Consider the following 15,418-nt stretch of genomic DNA (forward strand, 5'->3'; position numbering starts at 1 on the left):
CATCATTGATTCGTCAGGCGTCTCGGTCCGAGCCTAATTCGGTATTGGACGGCGATCAAAGCCACTGAAAGCGTCGGCAGCGCGGGCATCCGGCCCGCCCAGTGAGAGGACCGTGACCCGCATGCGTATCAGGATCGTCGGCGCCGGAGCCATGGGCCGCGGCATCGCCCAGTGGGCGGCGTCGGCCGGACACACCGTCGAGCTGTGCGACGTCCGCGCCGAGGCGGTGGCGGACGCCGTCGCCTTCGTACGCTCCATGCTGGACCGGGCCGTGGCCAAGGGGCGGATGGCGGCGGCGGACGCCGAGTCGGCGGCGGAGCGGCTGGTCCCGCTGGACGACCCGTGGGCGCCGGGCCCCGAAGTGGAGCTGGTGATCGAGGCGGTACGCGAGGACCTGGCGACCAAGACCGAGGTGTTCGGGCGCCTGGAGCAGGCGCTGCCCGACTCGGCCGTGTTCGCCACCAACACCTCCTCGCTGTCGGTGACCCGGATCGCCGCCGCGCTCAAGGATCCGACGCGCCTGGCCGGGCTGCACTTCTTCAACCCGGTGCCGCTGATGCGGATCGTGGAGGTGGTGCCCGGCGCGGCGACCCGGCCGGAGATCCCGCCGCTGCTCACCTCGCTCGTGGAGGGCTGCGGCCACCGCGCGGTGACGGTCGCGGACACCCCGGGCTTCCTGATCAACCACGCCGGGCGCGGCCTGGTCACGGAGGCGCTGGCGCTGCTTGAGGAGGGTGTCGGGGAGCCCGCCGACATCGACCGGATCGCGCGCGAGGTGCTGGGCCTGCGGATGGGCCCGTTCGAGCTGATGGACCTCACCGGGCTCGATGTGACGGCCGCCGTCATCGACTCCATCTGGGAGGGCTTCCGTCACGAGGACCGGCTCCGCCCCTCCTTCCTCACCCCGAACCGGGTGGCGGCCGGGCTGCACGGCCGCAAGACCGGCCGCGGCTGGTACGCGTACGGCCCCGAGGCCACCGGACCCGCGCCGGAGCCGCCGGTCGCCGGGGACGCGGACCGCCCGGTGCACGTCTTCGCCCCGGACCCCGCGCGGGAGGCCGAAGCGGCCGCGCTCCGCGAGGCGCTGGCCGCGGCGGGCGCCGCCGTGGAGAGCGGGGACCGGCCCTCGGACGCGGCTGTCGTCCTGGTCCCGGTCTGGGGCACCCCGGTCTCCTCGGCGGTCGCCGCGCACGGGCTGCCCGCCGGGCGCACCTTCGGCGTCGACCCGCTGCCTGCGGCGGGGCGGCGGCGCGTGCTCGCGGTGACCCCGGCGGCGGACGCGGGGGCGGCGCGGGACGCCCGCGCGGTGCTGGCCCGTGCCGCGGACGGCGAGGAGCCGTTCGCGGTGTCGGTGGTCCGGGACACCGCGGGCTCGGTCGCGCAGCGGCTGCTGGCCTCCGTCGTGTCGGTCGCCGCGTCCATCGCGGAGCGCGCGCTCGCCGTCCCGGCCGACATCGACGTGGCCGTGACGACGGGGCTCGGCTACCCGGTGGGCCCGCTGGCCTGGGGTGACCGGATCGGCGCGGCCCGGATGCTGGAGCTGCACCGGGCGCTGCACACGTCGACGGGCGACCCGCGCCACCGCCCGACGCGCTGGGTCACGGAGCGCGCGGCGCTGGGGCTCGCGCTGACGGACCCGGGGACGTCGCCCGGGGATGTGCTCGGGGCACCGTGACCGATTCGTACAAGACGGCGGGCGCGGGCCCGGCCTACGGTCGGTCCATGACTCCACGACTCGACGCGATCGGCATCACCGCCGCCGACCTGCCCGCATCCCTCGCCTTCTACCGCCGGCTGGGGCTCGACATCCCGGCCGGTGCGGAGTCCGCACCCCATGTGGAGGTGACCCTGCCCGGCGGCGGGCGCCTGATGTGGGACACCGAGGACGTCGTCCGCTCCTTCGACCCCGGCTGGAACCCGCCGCCCGGCGGGGACCGGCTGGGGCTCGCCTTCCTGTGCGACAGCCCGGCGGAGGTCGACGCGGTGTACGAGGACCTGACCGGCGCCGGCCACCGGGGCCATCTGAAGCCGTGGGACGCGGTGTGGGGGCAGCGGTACGCCGTCGTTCTCGACCCGGACGGCTGCGCGGTCTCGCTGTTCGCGCCCCTCGCCCCCTAGGGGGTGCCGAAGTACGCGGTCAGGGTGGTGCCGGCCAGGTCGCGCATGTCCCGCGCCAGGTGGGCCTGGTCGGCGCAGCCCGCCGCGAGTGCCGCGTCGGCGTACGGCAGTCCCGAGCGTACGAGGGCCAGGGCCCGCTGGAGGCGCAGCACCCGGCCCAGGGTCTTGGGTCCGTAGCCGAAGGCGGTCAGCGAGCGACGGTGCAGCTGGCGGGGGCCGAGACCGGCGCTCCGGGCGGCCTCCGCGACGCTGCCGCCGGCCTCAAGGCACGCGGCGACCGCGCGCATCACCGGGTCCGGGGGCTCGGTGCGGGCCGCCCGCTCCAGGGCGATGTCCTCCAGGGCGGCGGCCGGGCCGGGCGCTTCGGCGAGGCGCTCGGTGAGGCGACGGACCCGGTCCCCGGGCCACAGCGCCGCGAGCGGGACCCGGAGGTCGCGCAGTTCGTCGGCGGGGACGCCGAGCAGGGCGGGGGCGGTGCCGGGGGCGAAGCGGATGCCGGCCCAGCTGCCGCCGGTTCCGGTGGAGGGCGCGGTGCGGGTGTCCGGTCCGGCGACGAGGAGCCGGTCCCCGTTCCACAGCAGGTCCATGCAGCCGTCGGGCAGCACCGGGTGGTCCGTGCCGGGCTCGACGGTGAGGGTCCACACCGTCGCGCCGTCCAGACGCGACGCGCGCTCTACATAGCTGTCGCCCATGCCACTAGTGTCGTCGACGGACACGGCAGCGTACGTACTCGGCTACGGGGGCGGTCATGGCGGCACTGATGGAGTTCACCACGGACAACGGGGCGACGGTGACCGTGGAGGTCGACCGTCACGCGCAGGGCGCGCAGCTGGTCTCGCGGGACGGGCAGCACGCGCTGGCGCGCGCGGGGCGCACCTTCGACAGCGCGCTCGAAGGCATCCGGTCGGCGGCCGAGTCGGCCCTCGCCGTGTTCCGGGACGGACGGCTGAAGCCGGACGGGGTGGAGCTGGAGTTCGGCGTGAAGATCACCTCGGAGGCGGGCGCGGTGATCGCGAAGAGCGCGCTGGAGGGCCATCTGACGGTGAAGCTGTCCTGGTCCCCGGGGTCGGAGAGCGCGCCGGCCGCCGACTGAGCGCTCACTCGTCGTACGGGTTGGTCCGGTCCGGGTCCTTCTCGCGGCCGGGCTTCTGGAGCCGGGACTTCACGTCGTCCGGGGGCAGGAACCGCGACCAGCGCTCGGGGAACTCGGAGGGCATGTACGGGCTGTCGCCCTCGTCGCCCTCGTCCTCGTCGTCCTCGTCGTCGAGCGGGCCGCCGTGCCAGCTCTCCGCCTGGGTGCGGGCCACGAACTCGGCGGCCTGGGCGGCGCGCACCCGGTCGTTCGCGGCGCGGGCGGCGGCCGTCGCCACCGAGGGCCAGACCCGGTCGATGGCCGCGTTGACGGCGGCGCCCACCAGCACCGCGAAGGCGGAGACGCCGATCCACAGCAGTACCGCGATGGGGGCGGCCAGCGACCCGTAGATCGTGGGGCCCTCGACCGTACTGGTCAGATAGATTCGGAGCAGGAAGCTGCCGAACACCCACATCGCCAGGGCCACCAGGGCGCCCGGCATGTCCTCGATCCACGGCGACCGGACCGGCACGGACACGTGGTAGAGGGTCGTCAGGAAGGCGACCGAGAGCACGATGACGAGCGGCCAGTACAGGACGCTTATGACCTCGGTGCCCCACGGTATGAGCTCCACGACCCGGTCCGGGCCGACGACGAGCAGCGGAAGCACGACCGCGCCGAGCAGGAGCGCCACGACGTACAGCAGGAAGGCGAGCATCCGGGTCCTGACGATGCCGCGCTGGCCGTCGAGCCCGTACATGACGGTGATCGTGTCGATGAAGACGTTGACCGCGCGGGAGCCGGACCACAGGGCGATGGCGAAGCCGAGGGAGATGACGTCGGGCCGGGCGCCGGTCGTGACGTCGGCCAGGAGCGGCTTGGCGAAGTCGTTGACGCCGCGCTCGGAGAGCATGGTGTGGGCGGCGCTGAGGATGTTGCGCTCGATGGACGCGACCGTGGTGGTGCTGGTCCACTCGTCCACGTAACCGAGCAGGCCGATCAGGCCGAGGAGCAGCGGGGGCAGGGACAGCAGGGTGAAGAACGCGGCCTCGGCGGCGAGTCCCAGGATGCGGTACTCCATGCAGGAGTTGACCGTGTCCTTGAGCAGCTGCCAGGCGAGCTGCCGCTTGGAGACGTTGCGGTAGAGCACTCGGGCCCGGTGGAGCCGGCCCGGTGGCCGCTCGGGTGTTTCGTTTGCTGCCTGCACGTCCTTACCGTATCGGCATGGCGACCACCACCCACACCGTGTCCAACCAGGCCCCTCCCCTGCTCGGCTATGACGTCTTCGGCGCCGATCGGGTGCTCGGCGAGGCCGTGGAACGCCATCTTCCGCCCGAGGTCCTGGACGAGGCCCGGGACGGGCTCACCGCGCTCGGCCGGTCGGCCGGCTCCGCGCAGGCCGCGTCCTGGGGAGCCGAGGCGAACGCGAACCCGCCGAGGCTGCGCACCCACGACCGCTACGGGCGCCGCGTCGACGAGGTCGACTTCCATCCGGCCTGGCACCGGTTGCTCGGGCATGCCGTGGGCGCGGGGCTGACCGGCGCCTGGGACCGTCCTGGCGGCCATGTCCGCCGGGCGGCCGGCTTCCTGGTGTGGACGCAGGCGGAGGCGGGCCACGGCTGCCCGCTCTCCATGACGCACGCGGCGGTGCCGGCCCTGCGCGCCGAGCCGGAGGTGGCCGCCGAGTGGGAGCCGCTGCTGACCTCGCGGGTGTACGAGGAGGGGCTGCGGCCGCCCGGGCGGAAGGCCGGTGCGCTGCTCGGGATGGGCATGACGGAGAAGCAGGGCGGCTCGGACGTACGGGCGAACACCACGCGCGCCGAGCCGCTGTCCGGGGACGGCGGCTACGCGCTGACCGGGCACAAGTGGTTCTGCTCGGCGCCGATGTCCGACGGCTTCCTGGTCCTCGCGCAGGCCCCGGAGGGTCTCACCTGCTTCCTGCTGCCCCGGGTGCTGCCGGACGGCAGCCGCAACCCGTTCGCGATCCAGCGGCTCAAGGACAAGCTGGGCAACCGGTCCAACGCATCGGCGGAGGTCGAGTTCGCCGGGACGTGGGCGCGGCGGATCGGTGAGGAGGGGCAGGGCGTCCGCACGATCATGGGCATGGTGGCGGCGACCCGGCTGGACTGCGTGACCGGTTCGGCGGCGCTGATGCGGCAGGCGGTGGCCCAGGCGGTCCACCACACGACGCACCGGAGCGCGTTCGGCGGGCCGCTCGTGGACAAGCCGCTGATGCGCAACGTGCTGGCCGATCTGGCGGTGGAGTCGGAGGCGGCGACCGTGCTGGCGATGCGGCTCGCCGCCGCGTACGACGACGGTGGCGAGGCCGAGGCGGCGTTCCTGCGGATCGCGGTGCCGGCGGCGAAGTACTGGGTGACCAAGCGGTGCACGCCGCTGGTGGGCGAGGCCCTCGAGTGTCTGGGCGGGAACGGCTACGTGGAGGAGTCGGGGATGCCCCGGCTGCTGCGGGAGGCGCCGCTCAACTCCATCTGGGAGGGGTCCGGGAACGTCCAGGCGCTGGACGTGCTGCGGGTGCTGCGGCGCGAACCGCTCGCGCTGAACGCGTTCCTCCAGGAGGTCGGGCGGGCCCGGGGCGCAGATCACCGGCTGGACGCGGCGATCAGGGACATGCTGACGGAGCTGGCCGACCTGGAAGGGATCGAGGCGCGGGCGCGCCGGGTCGTGGAGCGCATCGCGCTGGTGCTCCAGGGCTCGCTGCTGGTGCGCTGGGCGCCGCCCGAGGTGGCGGACGCCTTCTGCGCTTCGCGCCTGGGCGGGGACGGGGGCGCGGCCTTCGGGACCCTGCCGCACACGCTGGATCTGGGGGCGGTCGTGGCCCGCGCCCGGCCGGTGGATTCCTGACCGGACACAGCGACGGGGGGTGGTGCTGCGCCGACACGGCACCACCCCCCATGCTGTACACACCGCACGTGAGGGCCGGGGCCCCGCGGCGCGGTGTGCCGCCACTCTTGTACGGTCCGGGGACCCTCGCCAGAGTTGCAGAGGGTTGCAACCATTGTGTGGAGTTGCGATATCGGGGCCCGGGCGGCGGCAGGATGGGGGCCCGGCCCGCGCACCGGGCCGGCACTGGGGTGAGGGGGGAACCGGCATGGAGACGACTCCGGCCGAGGTGCTGACGCCGGCAGCTCGGGAGAGCGCGCAGGCCAGACGCCTGGTGCACCGGTCCCGTGAGGCGCGGATGGCGGGCGACCGGATGCCCGCAGTGCCCCGGGCGGAGATCGGCGCCTCCTGGGACCGGGTGCTGCGCAGCGGCATCGATCCCGAGCAGACGACGCACAGCAGGCTGCTGGAGGCGGACGAGATCGAGCACCGGCGCCGCAGTTCCGCGCTGGGCGAGGTGATGCCGCTGCTCAGCGACGGGCTGACGAGCATCGCGGACGCCTCGCAGCAGATCATGGTCGTCACCGATGTGGAGGGCCGGGTGCTGTGGCGCGAGGGCAACACGGGGGTGCTGCGCCGGGCCGACGACATCTGCCTCGCGGAGGGCGCGGCCTGGTCCGAGGAGATCACCGGCACCAACGCGATCGGCACGGCGCTGGCCTCCCGCACCCCGGTGCAGGTGCACTCGGCGGAGCACTTCGTGCGCACGCTGCACGGCTGGACGTGCGCGGCGGCCCCGGTGCGCGATCCCCGGGACGGCCGGCTGATGGGGATCGTGGACATCAGCGGGCCCGCGTCCACGTTCCACCCGACGACGCTGGCCCTGGTGCGGTCGGTGGCGCGGCTGGCGGAGAGCGAGATCCGGGTGCGGCACCTGGAGGCGGTGGACCGGCTGCGGGCGGTGGCCGCCCCGGTCCTGAGCCGGATCGGCGGCCGGGCGGTGGCGGTGGACGGCCACGGCTGGACGGCGGCGGTGACGGGGATGCCGCCGGTGGACCGGCTGCCGCTGCCGAAGTCGCTGGGGCCGGGCCGGGTGTGGCTGCCGTCGCTCGGGATGTGCCGGGTGGAGCCGCTGCCGGGCGGCTGGCTGGTCCAGGTCGCGGACGGGGCGATGGACAGCCCGCCGCGCCGGGTGGTCCTCGATCTGAGCCGGCCGCGTGCGCTCGCGGTGAACGTGGTGGGCCCGGTGGGCACCTGGGCCCAGCGGCTCTCCCCGCGCCACGCCGAGCTGCTGTACGCGCTGGCGCTGCACCGGGAGGGCCGGACGGCCTCCGAGCTGGCCCAGGACCTGTTCGGTGACGCGACCAGGACGGTGACGGTGCGGGCGGAGATATCGCGGCTGCGGCGCCATCTGGCCGAGGTCCTCGCGCACCGTCCGTACCGGTTCGGCGAGGGCGTGGAGGTGGAGGTGATCCACCCGGAGCACCCGGCCGATCTGCTGCCGCGCTCGCAGGCCCCGGTGGTGGCGGCGGCGCGCGAGGCGCGTGAGCGAAAGGGCCCGGGTCCTGCGTGACCAGGGGCCGGGTGGGCCGCGGGGTGCGGTCCATGGTTGTCTGGCAGCCATGAGCGACCCCGTACGTCCCGCACCGCCGGCCTCCGAAGAGGTGACGATCTGGTCCCTGGAGCAGACCTCGCCCGATGATCTGCGGCCGTCCGCCGTGCCGGACGCGGAGGTCCGGATCGTGCGGTCCGAGGTGCCGCTGCCCGAGTTCAGCCGCTTCCTGTACACGGCGGTGGGCGGGGACGTCCGGTGGACGGACCGCCTCGGCATGACGTACGCGCAGTGGCAGGAGGCCCTGGAGCGGCCCGGCGCGGAGACCTGGGTGGCGTACGCGAACGGCACCCCGGCGGGCTACATCGAGCTGGACCCGCAGGCCGACGGCGCCGTCGAGATCATGTACTTCGGGCTGATCCCGGCCTTCCGGGGGCGGCGGATCGGCGGTCATCTGCTCTCGTACGGCACGGCCCGCGCCTGGGACCTGGCGGAGCGGTGGCCGGAGCGGCCGGCGACGAAGCGGGTGTGGCTGCACACCTGCTCCAAGGACGGTCCGCACGCGATGGACAACTACCTGAGGCGCGGCTTCCGGCTCTTCGGCACGCGGACCGAGCTGGAGGAGCCGGTGGACACCCCGGGCCCGTGGCCGGGCTCCGGCCGCTGAGCGGTGCCCCGCGCACAGCCGTCACCGCTTCCGCAGCAAATCCCCTCGCTTGTCCGGTTTTACGCTCCGCCCCGGCGCCCGCCCCACACGTGACGGGCGCCACATCGTCTCACTAGACGGGACCACGCCGTCCACATCATGGATAGTGGTGGACTGCCGCGAGATCCCCATGACACGCTTCCGTCATGTCCGGAACTGGAATTGCCTTGGTGAGTCGACGCCACGTCGACCTCGGCCGCATGTCCAGCGCCATCTGTCCGGCGAGCTGAGAGTCCCAGCACCGCCGCGATCTCTTTCTTTCTCTGCAAACCCTGCGCACCGCCGCGCCTCACGCGAGTGTGCAGTTCAGAGCCGCCCTCCCGCAGTCCCGAAGGACGTACTGTCATGGCCGCAACCCCGGAAAAGCCTGCGCCCGCCGCGCCCCGCCGCAAGGTGGGCCGCCACCGCGGCGAGGGTCAGTGGGCGATGGGGCACTACACCCCCCTCAACGGCAATGAGCAGTTCAAGAAGGACGACGACAGTCTCAACGTGCGGACACGTATTGAGACGATCTACTCCAAGCGTGGATTCGACTCGATCGACCCCAACGACCTTCGTGGGCGCATGCGTTGGTGGGGGCTCTACACCCAGCGCAAGGCCGGTATCGACGGTGGCAAGACCGCAGTGCTGGAGCCGGAGGAGCTGGAGGACAAGTACTTCATGATGCGGGTCCGCATCGACGGCGGGAAGCTGACCACTCAGCAGCTGCGCGTCATCGGCGAGATCTCTCAGGAGTACGCGCGGGGCAGCGCGGACATCACCGACCGGCAGAACGTCCAGATGCACTGGATCCGGATCGAGGACGTCCCGGCGATCTGGCAGAAGCTGGAGGCCGTGGGGCTCTCCACCACCGAGGCGTGCGGCGACTGCCCCCGCGTCATCATCGGTTCGCCCGTGGCGGGCATCGCGGCCGACGAGATCATCGACGGCAGCCCGGCGGTCGAGGAGATCCACTCCCGCTACATCGGCAGCCCCGAATTCTCCAACCTGCCGCGCAAGTTCAAGACCGCGATCTCCGGGTCCCCGGTCCAGGACGTCGTCCACGAGATCAACGACATCGCCTTCGTCGGCGTCGAACACCCCGAACACGGCCCGGGCTTCGACCTCTGGGTCGGCGGCGGGCTCTCGACCAACCCCCGGCTGGCCGAACGCCTCGGCACCTGGGTGCCGTTGGACGAGGTGCCGGACGTCTGGGCGGGCGTCGTCGGCATCTTCCGCGACTACGGCTACCGGCGGCTGCGCAACCGGGCTCGGCTGAAGTTCCTGATGGCCGACTGGGGTCCGGCGAAGTTCCGCCAGATCCTGGAGGACGAGTACCTGAAGCGCCCGCTGCTCGACGGCCCCGCCCCGGCGGAACCGAGCAGCAGGTGGCGCGACCACGTCGGCGTCCACCAGCAGCAGGACGGCCGCTTCTACGTCGGCTTCGCCCCCCGGGTCGGCCGGGTCGACGGCTCCACGCTCGCCAAGATCGCGGAGCTGGCCGAGGAGCACGGCTCCGGCCGGGTCCGGACCACCGTCGAGCAGAAGATGATCATCCTCGACGTCGAGCAGGACCGGGTCGAGTCGCTGTCCGCCGGTCTGGAGGCGCTCGGTTTCCAGGTGAAGCCCTCCACCTTCCGGCGCGGCACGATGGCCTGCACCGGCATCGAGTACTGCAAGCTGGCGATCGTCGAGACGAAGGCGCGCGGCGCCTCCCTCATCGAGGAACTGGAGCGCAGGCTCCCCGACTTCGACGAGCCCCTGACCATCAACATCAACGGCTGCCCCAACGCCTGCGCCCGCATCCAGACCGCGGACATCGGCCTCAAGGGCCAGCTCGTCCTGGACGAGAACGGCGAGCAGGTGGAGGGCTACCAGGTCCACCTGGGCGGCGCCCTCGGCCTGGACGCCGGCTTCGGCCGCAAGGTGCGCGGCCTGAAGGTCACCTCGGCCGAACTGCCCGACTATGTCGAGCGGGTGCTCGGCCGGTACCAGGAGGAGCGCGAGGCCGACGAGCGCTTCGCGACCTGGGCGGCCCGCGCCAGTGCGGAGTCGCTGTCATGAGCGAGCGCGCCGCCCCCTTCCACTGCCCGTACTGCGGCGACGAGGACCTGCGCCCGCACGAGGCCGGGCACGGGGCGTGGGAATGCGCCTCCTGCAATCGGGCGTTCCAGCTGAAGTTCCTGGGCCTGCTGAGCCGGGGACTGACGCCCGACAACGTTGGAGGGGACGGGATATGACGGTCACTCAAAACATCGACACGCTCACCGACGGGGAGCTGCGGGAGCTCGCCGAGCGGGCCGGGCGCGAGCTGGAGGACTCCTCCGCGCTCGACATCCTGAAGTGGGCCGCCGACACCTTCGGCCCCCGGTTCTGTGTCACCTCCTCCATGGAGGACGCGGTCGTCGCCCACCTCGCCTCCCGGGTGATGCCCGGCGTCGACGTGGTGTTCCTCGACACCGGCTACCACTTCGAGGAGACCATCGGGACCCGGGACGCGGTCGACGCCGTGATGGACGTCAACGTGATCACGCTGACCCCGCGGCAGACGGTCGCCGAGCAGGACGCCGAGTACGGGCCGAAGCTGCACGACCGCGACCCCGACCTCTGCTGCAAGCTGCGCAAGGTCAAGCCCCTGGAAGAGGGCCTGACCGGCTACGCCGCCTGGGCGACCGGGCTGCGCCGCGACGAGTCCCCGACCCGGGCGAACACCCCGGTGGTCGGCTGGGACGAGAAGCGCCGGAAGGTGAAGGTCTCGCCGATCGCCCGCTGGACCCAGGACGACGTGGACGCCTACGTCGCCGAGCACGGGGTGCTCACCAACCCGTTGCTGATGGACGGCTACGCCTCCGTGGGCTGCGCACCCTGCACCCGCCGGGTACTGGAGGGCGAGGACGCCCGGGCCGGCCGCTGGGCCGGGCGCGGCAAGACCGAGTGCGGGCTGCACGGCTGATGACGACTGATCAGGAGACTTCGATGAGCGTGACGGAGACGGGGGCCACCGTCTGGCTGACCGGTCTGCCGAGCGCCGGCAAGACCACCATCGCCTATGAACTCGCCGGGCGGCTGCGCGCCGAGGGCCACCGCGTGGAGGTGCTCGACGGCGACGAGATCCGCGAGTTCCTCTCGGCGGGCCTCGGCTTCTCGCGCGAGGACCGGCACACCAACGTGCAGCGGATCGGCTTCGTCGCCGAGCTGCTGGCGGCCAACGGCGTCAAGGTGCTGGTCCCGGTCATCGCCCCGTACGCGGACAGCAGGGACGCCGTCCGCAAGCGACACCAGGCCGAGGGCACCGCGTATCTGGAGGTGCACGTCGCCACTCCGGTCGAGGTGTGCTCGGAGCGCGATGTGAAGGGGCTTTACGCCAAGCAGGCGGCGGGCGAGATCAGCGGGCTCACCGGGGTGGACGACCCCTACGAGGCGCCCGAATCACCCGATCTGCGGATCGAGTCGCACCGCCAGACCGTGCAGGAGTCCGCGGCGGAGCTGTACGCGCTGCTGAGCGAAAGGGGTGCGGCATGACGACCGTCGCGACTGTGCATGAGGGCACCGACCATCCGTACGCGCTGAGCCACCTGGACTCGCTGGAGTCCGAGGCGGTCCACATCTTCCGCGAGGTGGCGGGCGAGTTCGAGCGGCCGGTGATCCTGTTCTCGGGCGGCAAGGACTCGATCCTGATGCTGCACCTGGCGCTCAAGGCGTTCGCGCCGGCGCCGGTGCCCTTCGCCCTGCTGCACGTGGACACCGGGCACAACTTCCCCGAGGTGCTGGCCTATCGCGACCGCGTGGTCGCCGAGCACGGGCTGCGGCTGCACGTCGCGTCCGTGCAGGAGTACATCGACGCCGGCAAGCTCCGCGAGCGCCCCGACGGCACCCGCAACCCGCTCCAGACCGTGCCGCTCACCGAGGCCATCCAGCAGCACCGCTTCGACGCGGTGTTCGGCGGCGGCCGGCGCGACGAGGAGAAGGCGCGCGCCAAGGAGCGGGTCTTCTCGCTGCGCGACGAGTTCTCCCAGTGGGACCCGCGCCGCCAGCGCCCCGAGCTGTGGCAGCTGTACAACGGCCGGCACGCGCCCGGCGAGCACGTCCGGGTCTTCCCGATCTCCAACTGGACCGAGCTGGACGTCTGGCAGTACATCGAGCGCGAGGGCATCGAGCTGCCGGAGATCTACTTCGCCCACGAGCGCGAGGTGTTCAACCGCAACGGCATGTGGCTGACCGCGGGCGACTGGGGCGGGCCGAAGGAGCACGAGAAGACGGAGACCCGGCAGGTGCGCTACCGCACGGTCGGTGACATGTCCTGCACCGGGGCCGTCGACTCCGACGCCGTCACGCTGGACGCCGTGATCACCGAGATCGCCGCCTCCCGGCTCACCGAGCGGGGCGCGACCCGCGCCGACGACAAGATGTCCGAGGCCGCGATGGAAGACCGTAAGCGCGAGGGGTACTTCTAAATGACCACTACAGCCGAGCAGTTGAGCGCCACCACCCTGCTGCGCTTCGCCACCGCCGGGTCCGTCGACGACGGCAAGTCCACCCTCGTGGGACGCCTGCTGCACGACTCCAAGTCGGTCCTCACCGACCAGCTGGAGGCCGTCGAGCACGCCTCGCGCAACCGGGGCCAGGAGGCGCCGGACCTGGCGCTGCTGACCGACGGGCTGCGCGCCGAGCGCGAGCAGGGCATCACCATCGACGTCGCCTACCGCTACTTCGCCACGCCCCGCCGCCGGTTCATCCTGGCCGACACCCCGGGCCATGTGCAGTACACCCGCAACATGGTCACCGGCGCCTCCACGGCCGAGCTGGCCGTGGTCCTGGTCGACGCCCGCAACGGGGTGGTCGAGCAGACCCGCAGGCACGCCGCCGTCGCCGCCCTGCTGCGCGTCCCGCACGTGGTGCTGGCCGTGAACAAGATGGACCTGGTGGAGTACGCGGAGCCGGTGTTCGCCGCGATAGCCGAGGAGTTCACCGCGTACGCGGCGTCCCTCGGGGTCCCCGAGATCACCGCGATCCCGATCTCCGCGCTGGCCGGCGACAACGTCGTGGAGCCGTCCGCCCACATGGACTGGTACGGCGGCCCGACGGTGCTGGAGCACCTGGAGACCGTCCCGGTCAGCCACGACCTGACCGGCTGCCACGCCCGCTTCCCGGTCCAGTACGTGATCCGGCCGCAGACCGCGGAGCACCCCGACTACCGGGGCTACGCGGGCCAGATCGCCGCCGGTGTGTTCCGGGTCGGCGAGTCCGTGACCGTGCTGCCCTCGGGCCGCACCTCCACGATCGAGGGCATCGACCTGCTCGGCGAGCCGGTGGACATCGCCTGGGCGCCCCAGTCGGTGACCCTGCGCCTGGCGGACGACATCGACGTCTCGCGCGGCGACCTCATCGCGCCGGTGGGCGACGCGCCCGCCGTCACCCAGGACGTCGAGGCGACCGTCTGCCACGTCGCGGACGAACCGCTCACCGTGGGCCGGCGGGTGCTCCTCAAGCACACCACGCGCACGGTCAAGGCCATCGTCAAGGACATCCCCTCGCGGCTGACCCTGGACGACCTCTCGCAGCACCCGGCCCCGGGCAAGCTGGTCGCCAACGACATCGGGCGGGTCGTGGTCCGGACCGCCGAGCCGCTGGCGCTCGACGCGTACGCCGACTCGCGCCGCACCGGTTCCTTCCTGCTGATCGACCCGGCGGACGGCACCACCCTCTCGGCGGGCATGGCGGGCGCCTCGTTCGCCGCCGCCGAGGAAGCGCCGGCCGCGGACGACGACGCGGAGTGGGACTTCTGATGGGCATCGACGTCTTCTCGACCTTCGCGAAGGAGGGCGGCCGCGTCGGCAGCGGCGCGCTGGGCAGCGGCCAGGGCGGAGTCGGGCGATGTGCGCGATGACGTACGCGCACCGCATGCGCGCCCGGCAGCACCAACAGCTCCGCACGCACCGCCCGCACCGACGAAGACCTGCCGACTGCCCGGCCGCGCCCCCGCACGCACGAGGGGTGTGAGCACCGGGCCTCCGAGAGGAAGACCTCCCGTGCCTGCCCCCCGTACCACGCCGCGCCGCACCCTCGCCGCCGTCGCCGCCCTGCCCCTGCTGGCCTTGGCCCTGACCGCCTGCGGCTACGGCTCCGAGTCGACGGACGACAGCAAGAAGGTCAACGCGGCCAGCGGCAAGAAGCTCTCCGTGGACACCGTGCGCATCGGGTACTTCCCGAACCTCACGCACGCCACCGCGCTCGTGGGCGACCAGGAGGGTCTGTTCCAGAAGGAGCTGGGCGGCACCCAGCTCAAGACCTCCACCTTCAACGCCGGCCCGTCCGAGATCGAGGCGCTGAACGCCGACTCGATCGACATCGGCTTCATCGGCCCCTCGCCGTCCATCAACGGCTACACCAAGTCCAAGGGCCAGAACCTGCGGATCATCGGCGGCTCCGCGTCCGGCGGCGTCAAGCTCGTCGTGAACCCGAAGAAGATCAAGACCCTGGACGACCTCAAGGGCAAGAAGATCGCCACCCCGCAGCTCGGCAACACCCAGGACGTGGCGTTCCTCAACTGGATCTCCGAGAAGGGCTGGAAGGTCGACGCCCAGAGCGGCAAGGGTGACGTCTCCGTCGTCCGTACGGACAACAAGGTGACGCCCGACGCCTACCGCTCCGGTTCCATCGACGGCGCCTGGGTCCCCGAGCCGACCGCCTCCAAGCTGGTCGCCGAGGGAGCGAAGGAACTGCTGGACGAGTCGACGCTGTGGCCGGACGACAAGTTCGTGATCACCAACATCATCGTGTCGCAGAAGTTCCTGAAGGAGCACCCGGACGTCGTCGAGGCGGTCCTGCGCGGCTCGGTGAAGACCAACGCCTGGATCAACGCCAACCCGGACAAGGCGAAGACTTCCGCCAACGCCGCGCTGAAGAAGCTCACCGGCAAGGAGCTGCCGGCCGAGGTCATCGACCCCGCCTGGAAGTCGATCCAGATCACCGACGACCCGCTGGCCGCGACGCTCGACGCCCAGGCCCGGCACGCGGTCAAGGCCGGTCTGCTGGAGCAGCCCGACCTCAAGGGCATCTACGACCTGAAGCCGCTCAACAAGATCCTCAAGGCCGCGGGCAAGCCCGAGGCCGACGACGCCGGTCTCGGCGTCAAGTAACCAGCCGCCCG

General features: G+C 72.4%; 16 protein-coding genes. 14 read left to right on the top strand and 2 right to left on the bottom strand.

What is annotated here, in order from left to right; genetic code table 11:
• Window positions 1–121 precede the first annotated feature (121 nt).
• Both ACFZAT_RS11330 and ACFZAT_RS11335 read left to right on the top strand, forming a co-directional pair.
• Complete coding sequence (locus ACFZAT_RS11330) at window positions 122–1,675, top strand: 3-hydroxyacyl-CoA dehydrogenase (RefSeq protein ID WP_391263084.1); 1,554 nt, start codon at window positions 122–124, stop codon at window positions 1,673–1,675.
• 47 nt (window positions 1,676–1,722) lie between these two features.
• Window positions 1,723–2,118, top strand: coding sequence for a VOC family protein (locus ACFZAT_RS11335; protein WP_391263085.1), 396 nt, complete (start codon window positions 1,723–1,725; stop codon window positions 2,116–2,118).
• Here the strand turns inward: ACFZAT_RS11335 and ACFZAT_RS11340 are convergent.
• A complete protein-coding gene (locus ACFZAT_RS11340; protein WP_391263087.1) occupies window positions 2,115–2,810 on the bottom strand; it encodes a DUF6597 domain-containing transcriptional factor in 696 nt (231 codons plus the stop codon). The genes ACFZAT_RS11335 and ACFZAT_RS11340 overlap by 4 nt on opposite strands.
• Window positions 2,811–2,866: 56 nt before the next feature.
• On the opposite strand from ACFZAT_RS11340, the gene ACFZAT_RS11345 reads away from it, so the two are divergent.
• Window positions 2,867–3,211 carry a CU044_2847 family protein gene (locus ACFZAT_RS11345; protein WP_391263089.1) on the top strand — a complete coding sequence of 115 codons (345 nt, stop codon included), beginning with the start codon at window positions 2,867–2,869 and terminating at the stop codon, window positions 3,209–3,211.
• A 4-nt stretch (window positions 3,212–3,215) separates the two neighbouring features.
• On the opposite strand, the gene ACFZAT_RS11350 is transcribed toward ACFZAT_RS11345, so the two are convergent.
• On the bottom strand, window positions 3,216–4,340 hold the full coding sequence (locus ACFZAT_RS11350; RefSeq protein ID WP_391263567.1) for a YhjD/YihY/BrkB family envelope integrity protein: 1,125 nt from the start codon (window positions 4,338–4,340) through the stop codon (window positions 3,216–3,218).
• Between the two features lie 74 nt (window positions 4,341–4,414).
• Between ACFZAT_RS11350 and ACFZAT_RS11355 the strand changes: the two genes are divergently transcribed.
• The 11 genes from ACFZAT_RS11355 (at window position 4,415) to ACFZAT_RS11405 (ending at window position 15,407) form a co-directional block, all read left to right on the top strand.
• Window positions 4,415–6,052 carry an acyl-CoA dehydrogenase family protein gene (locus tag ACFZAT_RS11355; RefSeq protein WP_391263091.1) on the top strand — a complete coding sequence of 546 codons (1,638 nt, stop codon included), beginning with the start codon at window positions 4,415–4,417 and terminating at the stop codon, window positions 6,050–6,052.
• A 247-nt stretch (window positions 6,053–6,299) separates the two neighbouring features.
• Window positions 6,300–7,604, top strand: coding sequence for a GAF domain-containing protein (locus tag ACFZAT_RS11360; protein ID WP_391263093.1), 1,305 nt, complete (start codon window positions 6,300–6,302; stop codon window positions 7,602–7,604).
• 49 nt (window positions 7,605–7,653) lie between these two features.
• A complete protein-coding gene (locus tag ACFZAT_RS11365) occupies window positions 7,654–8,250 on the top strand; it encodes a GNAT family N-acetyltransferase (protein WP_391263094.1) in 597 nt (198 codons plus the stop codon).
• Between the two features lie 185 nt (window positions 8,251–8,435).
• Window positions 8,436–8,519: a putative leader peptide gene (locus ACFZAT_RS11370; RefSeq protein ID WP_309486338.1), complete on the top strand. Its 84-nt coding sequence runs from the start codon at window positions 8,436–8,438 to the stop codon at window positions 8,517–8,519.
• Window positions 8,520–8,634: 115 nt separating this feature from the next.
• A complete protein-coding gene (locus tag ACFZAT_RS11375; protein WP_391263096.1) occupies window positions 8,635–10,332 on the top strand; it encodes a nitrite/sulfite reductase in 1,698 nt (565 codons plus the stop codon).
• The gene (locus ACFZAT_RS11380) at window positions 10,329–10,508 is read left to right on the top strand and encodes an IS1 family transposase (protein WP_164399769.1); all 180 of its coding nucleotides are present in this window, start codon (window positions 10,329–10,331) and stop codon (window positions 10,506–10,508) included. Before ACFZAT_RS11375 ends, ACFZAT_RS11380 begins: the two co-directional genes overlap by 4 nt.
• Window positions 10,505–11,221 (top strand): phosphoadenylyl-sulfate reductase, encoded by a 717-nt coding sequence (locus ACFZAT_RS11385; RefSeq protein ID WP_391263099.1) that lies wholly within the window; start codon window positions 10,505–10,507, stop codon window positions 11,219–11,221. Before ACFZAT_RS11380 ends, ACFZAT_RS11385 begins: the two co-directional genes overlap by 4 nt.
• A 23-nt stretch (window positions 11,222–11,244) precedes the next feature.
• The gene (gene cysC / locus ACFZAT_RS11390) at window positions 11,245–11,790 is read left to right on the top strand and encodes an adenylyl-sulfate kinase (protein ID WP_018100635.1); all 546 of its coding nucleotides are present in this window, start codon (window positions 11,245–11,247) and stop codon (window positions 11,788–11,790) included.
• Window positions 11,787–12,722, top strand: a complete 936-nt coding sequence (gene cysD, locus ACFZAT_RS11395) for a sulfate adenylyltransferase subunit CysD (protein ID WP_391263101.1) — start codon at window positions 11,787–11,789, stop codon at window positions 12,720–12,722. Before cysC ends, cysD begins: the two co-directional genes overlap by 4 nt.
• Complete coding sequence (locus ACFZAT_RS11400) at window positions 12,723–14,054, top strand: GTP-binding protein (RefSeq protein ID WP_391263103.1); 1,332 nt, start codon at window positions 12,723–12,725, stop codon at window positions 14,052–14,054.
• A 243-nt stretch (window positions 14,055–14,297) separates the two neighbouring features.
• The gene (locus tag ACFZAT_RS11405) at window positions 14,298–15,407 is read left to right on the top strand and encodes an aliphatic sulfonate ABC transporter substrate-binding protein (RefSeq protein WP_391263104.1); all 1,110 of its coding nucleotides are present in this window, start codon (window positions 14,298–14,300) and stop codon (window positions 15,405–15,407) included.
• Window positions 15,408–15,418: the final 11 nt, after the last annotated feature.

It is taken from the genome of Streptomyces sp. NPDC008163 (assembly GCF_042956885.1).
Lineage (GTDB): Bacteria > Actinomycetota > Actinomycetes > Streptomycetales > Streptomycetaceae > Streptomyces > Streptomyces drozdowiczii_A.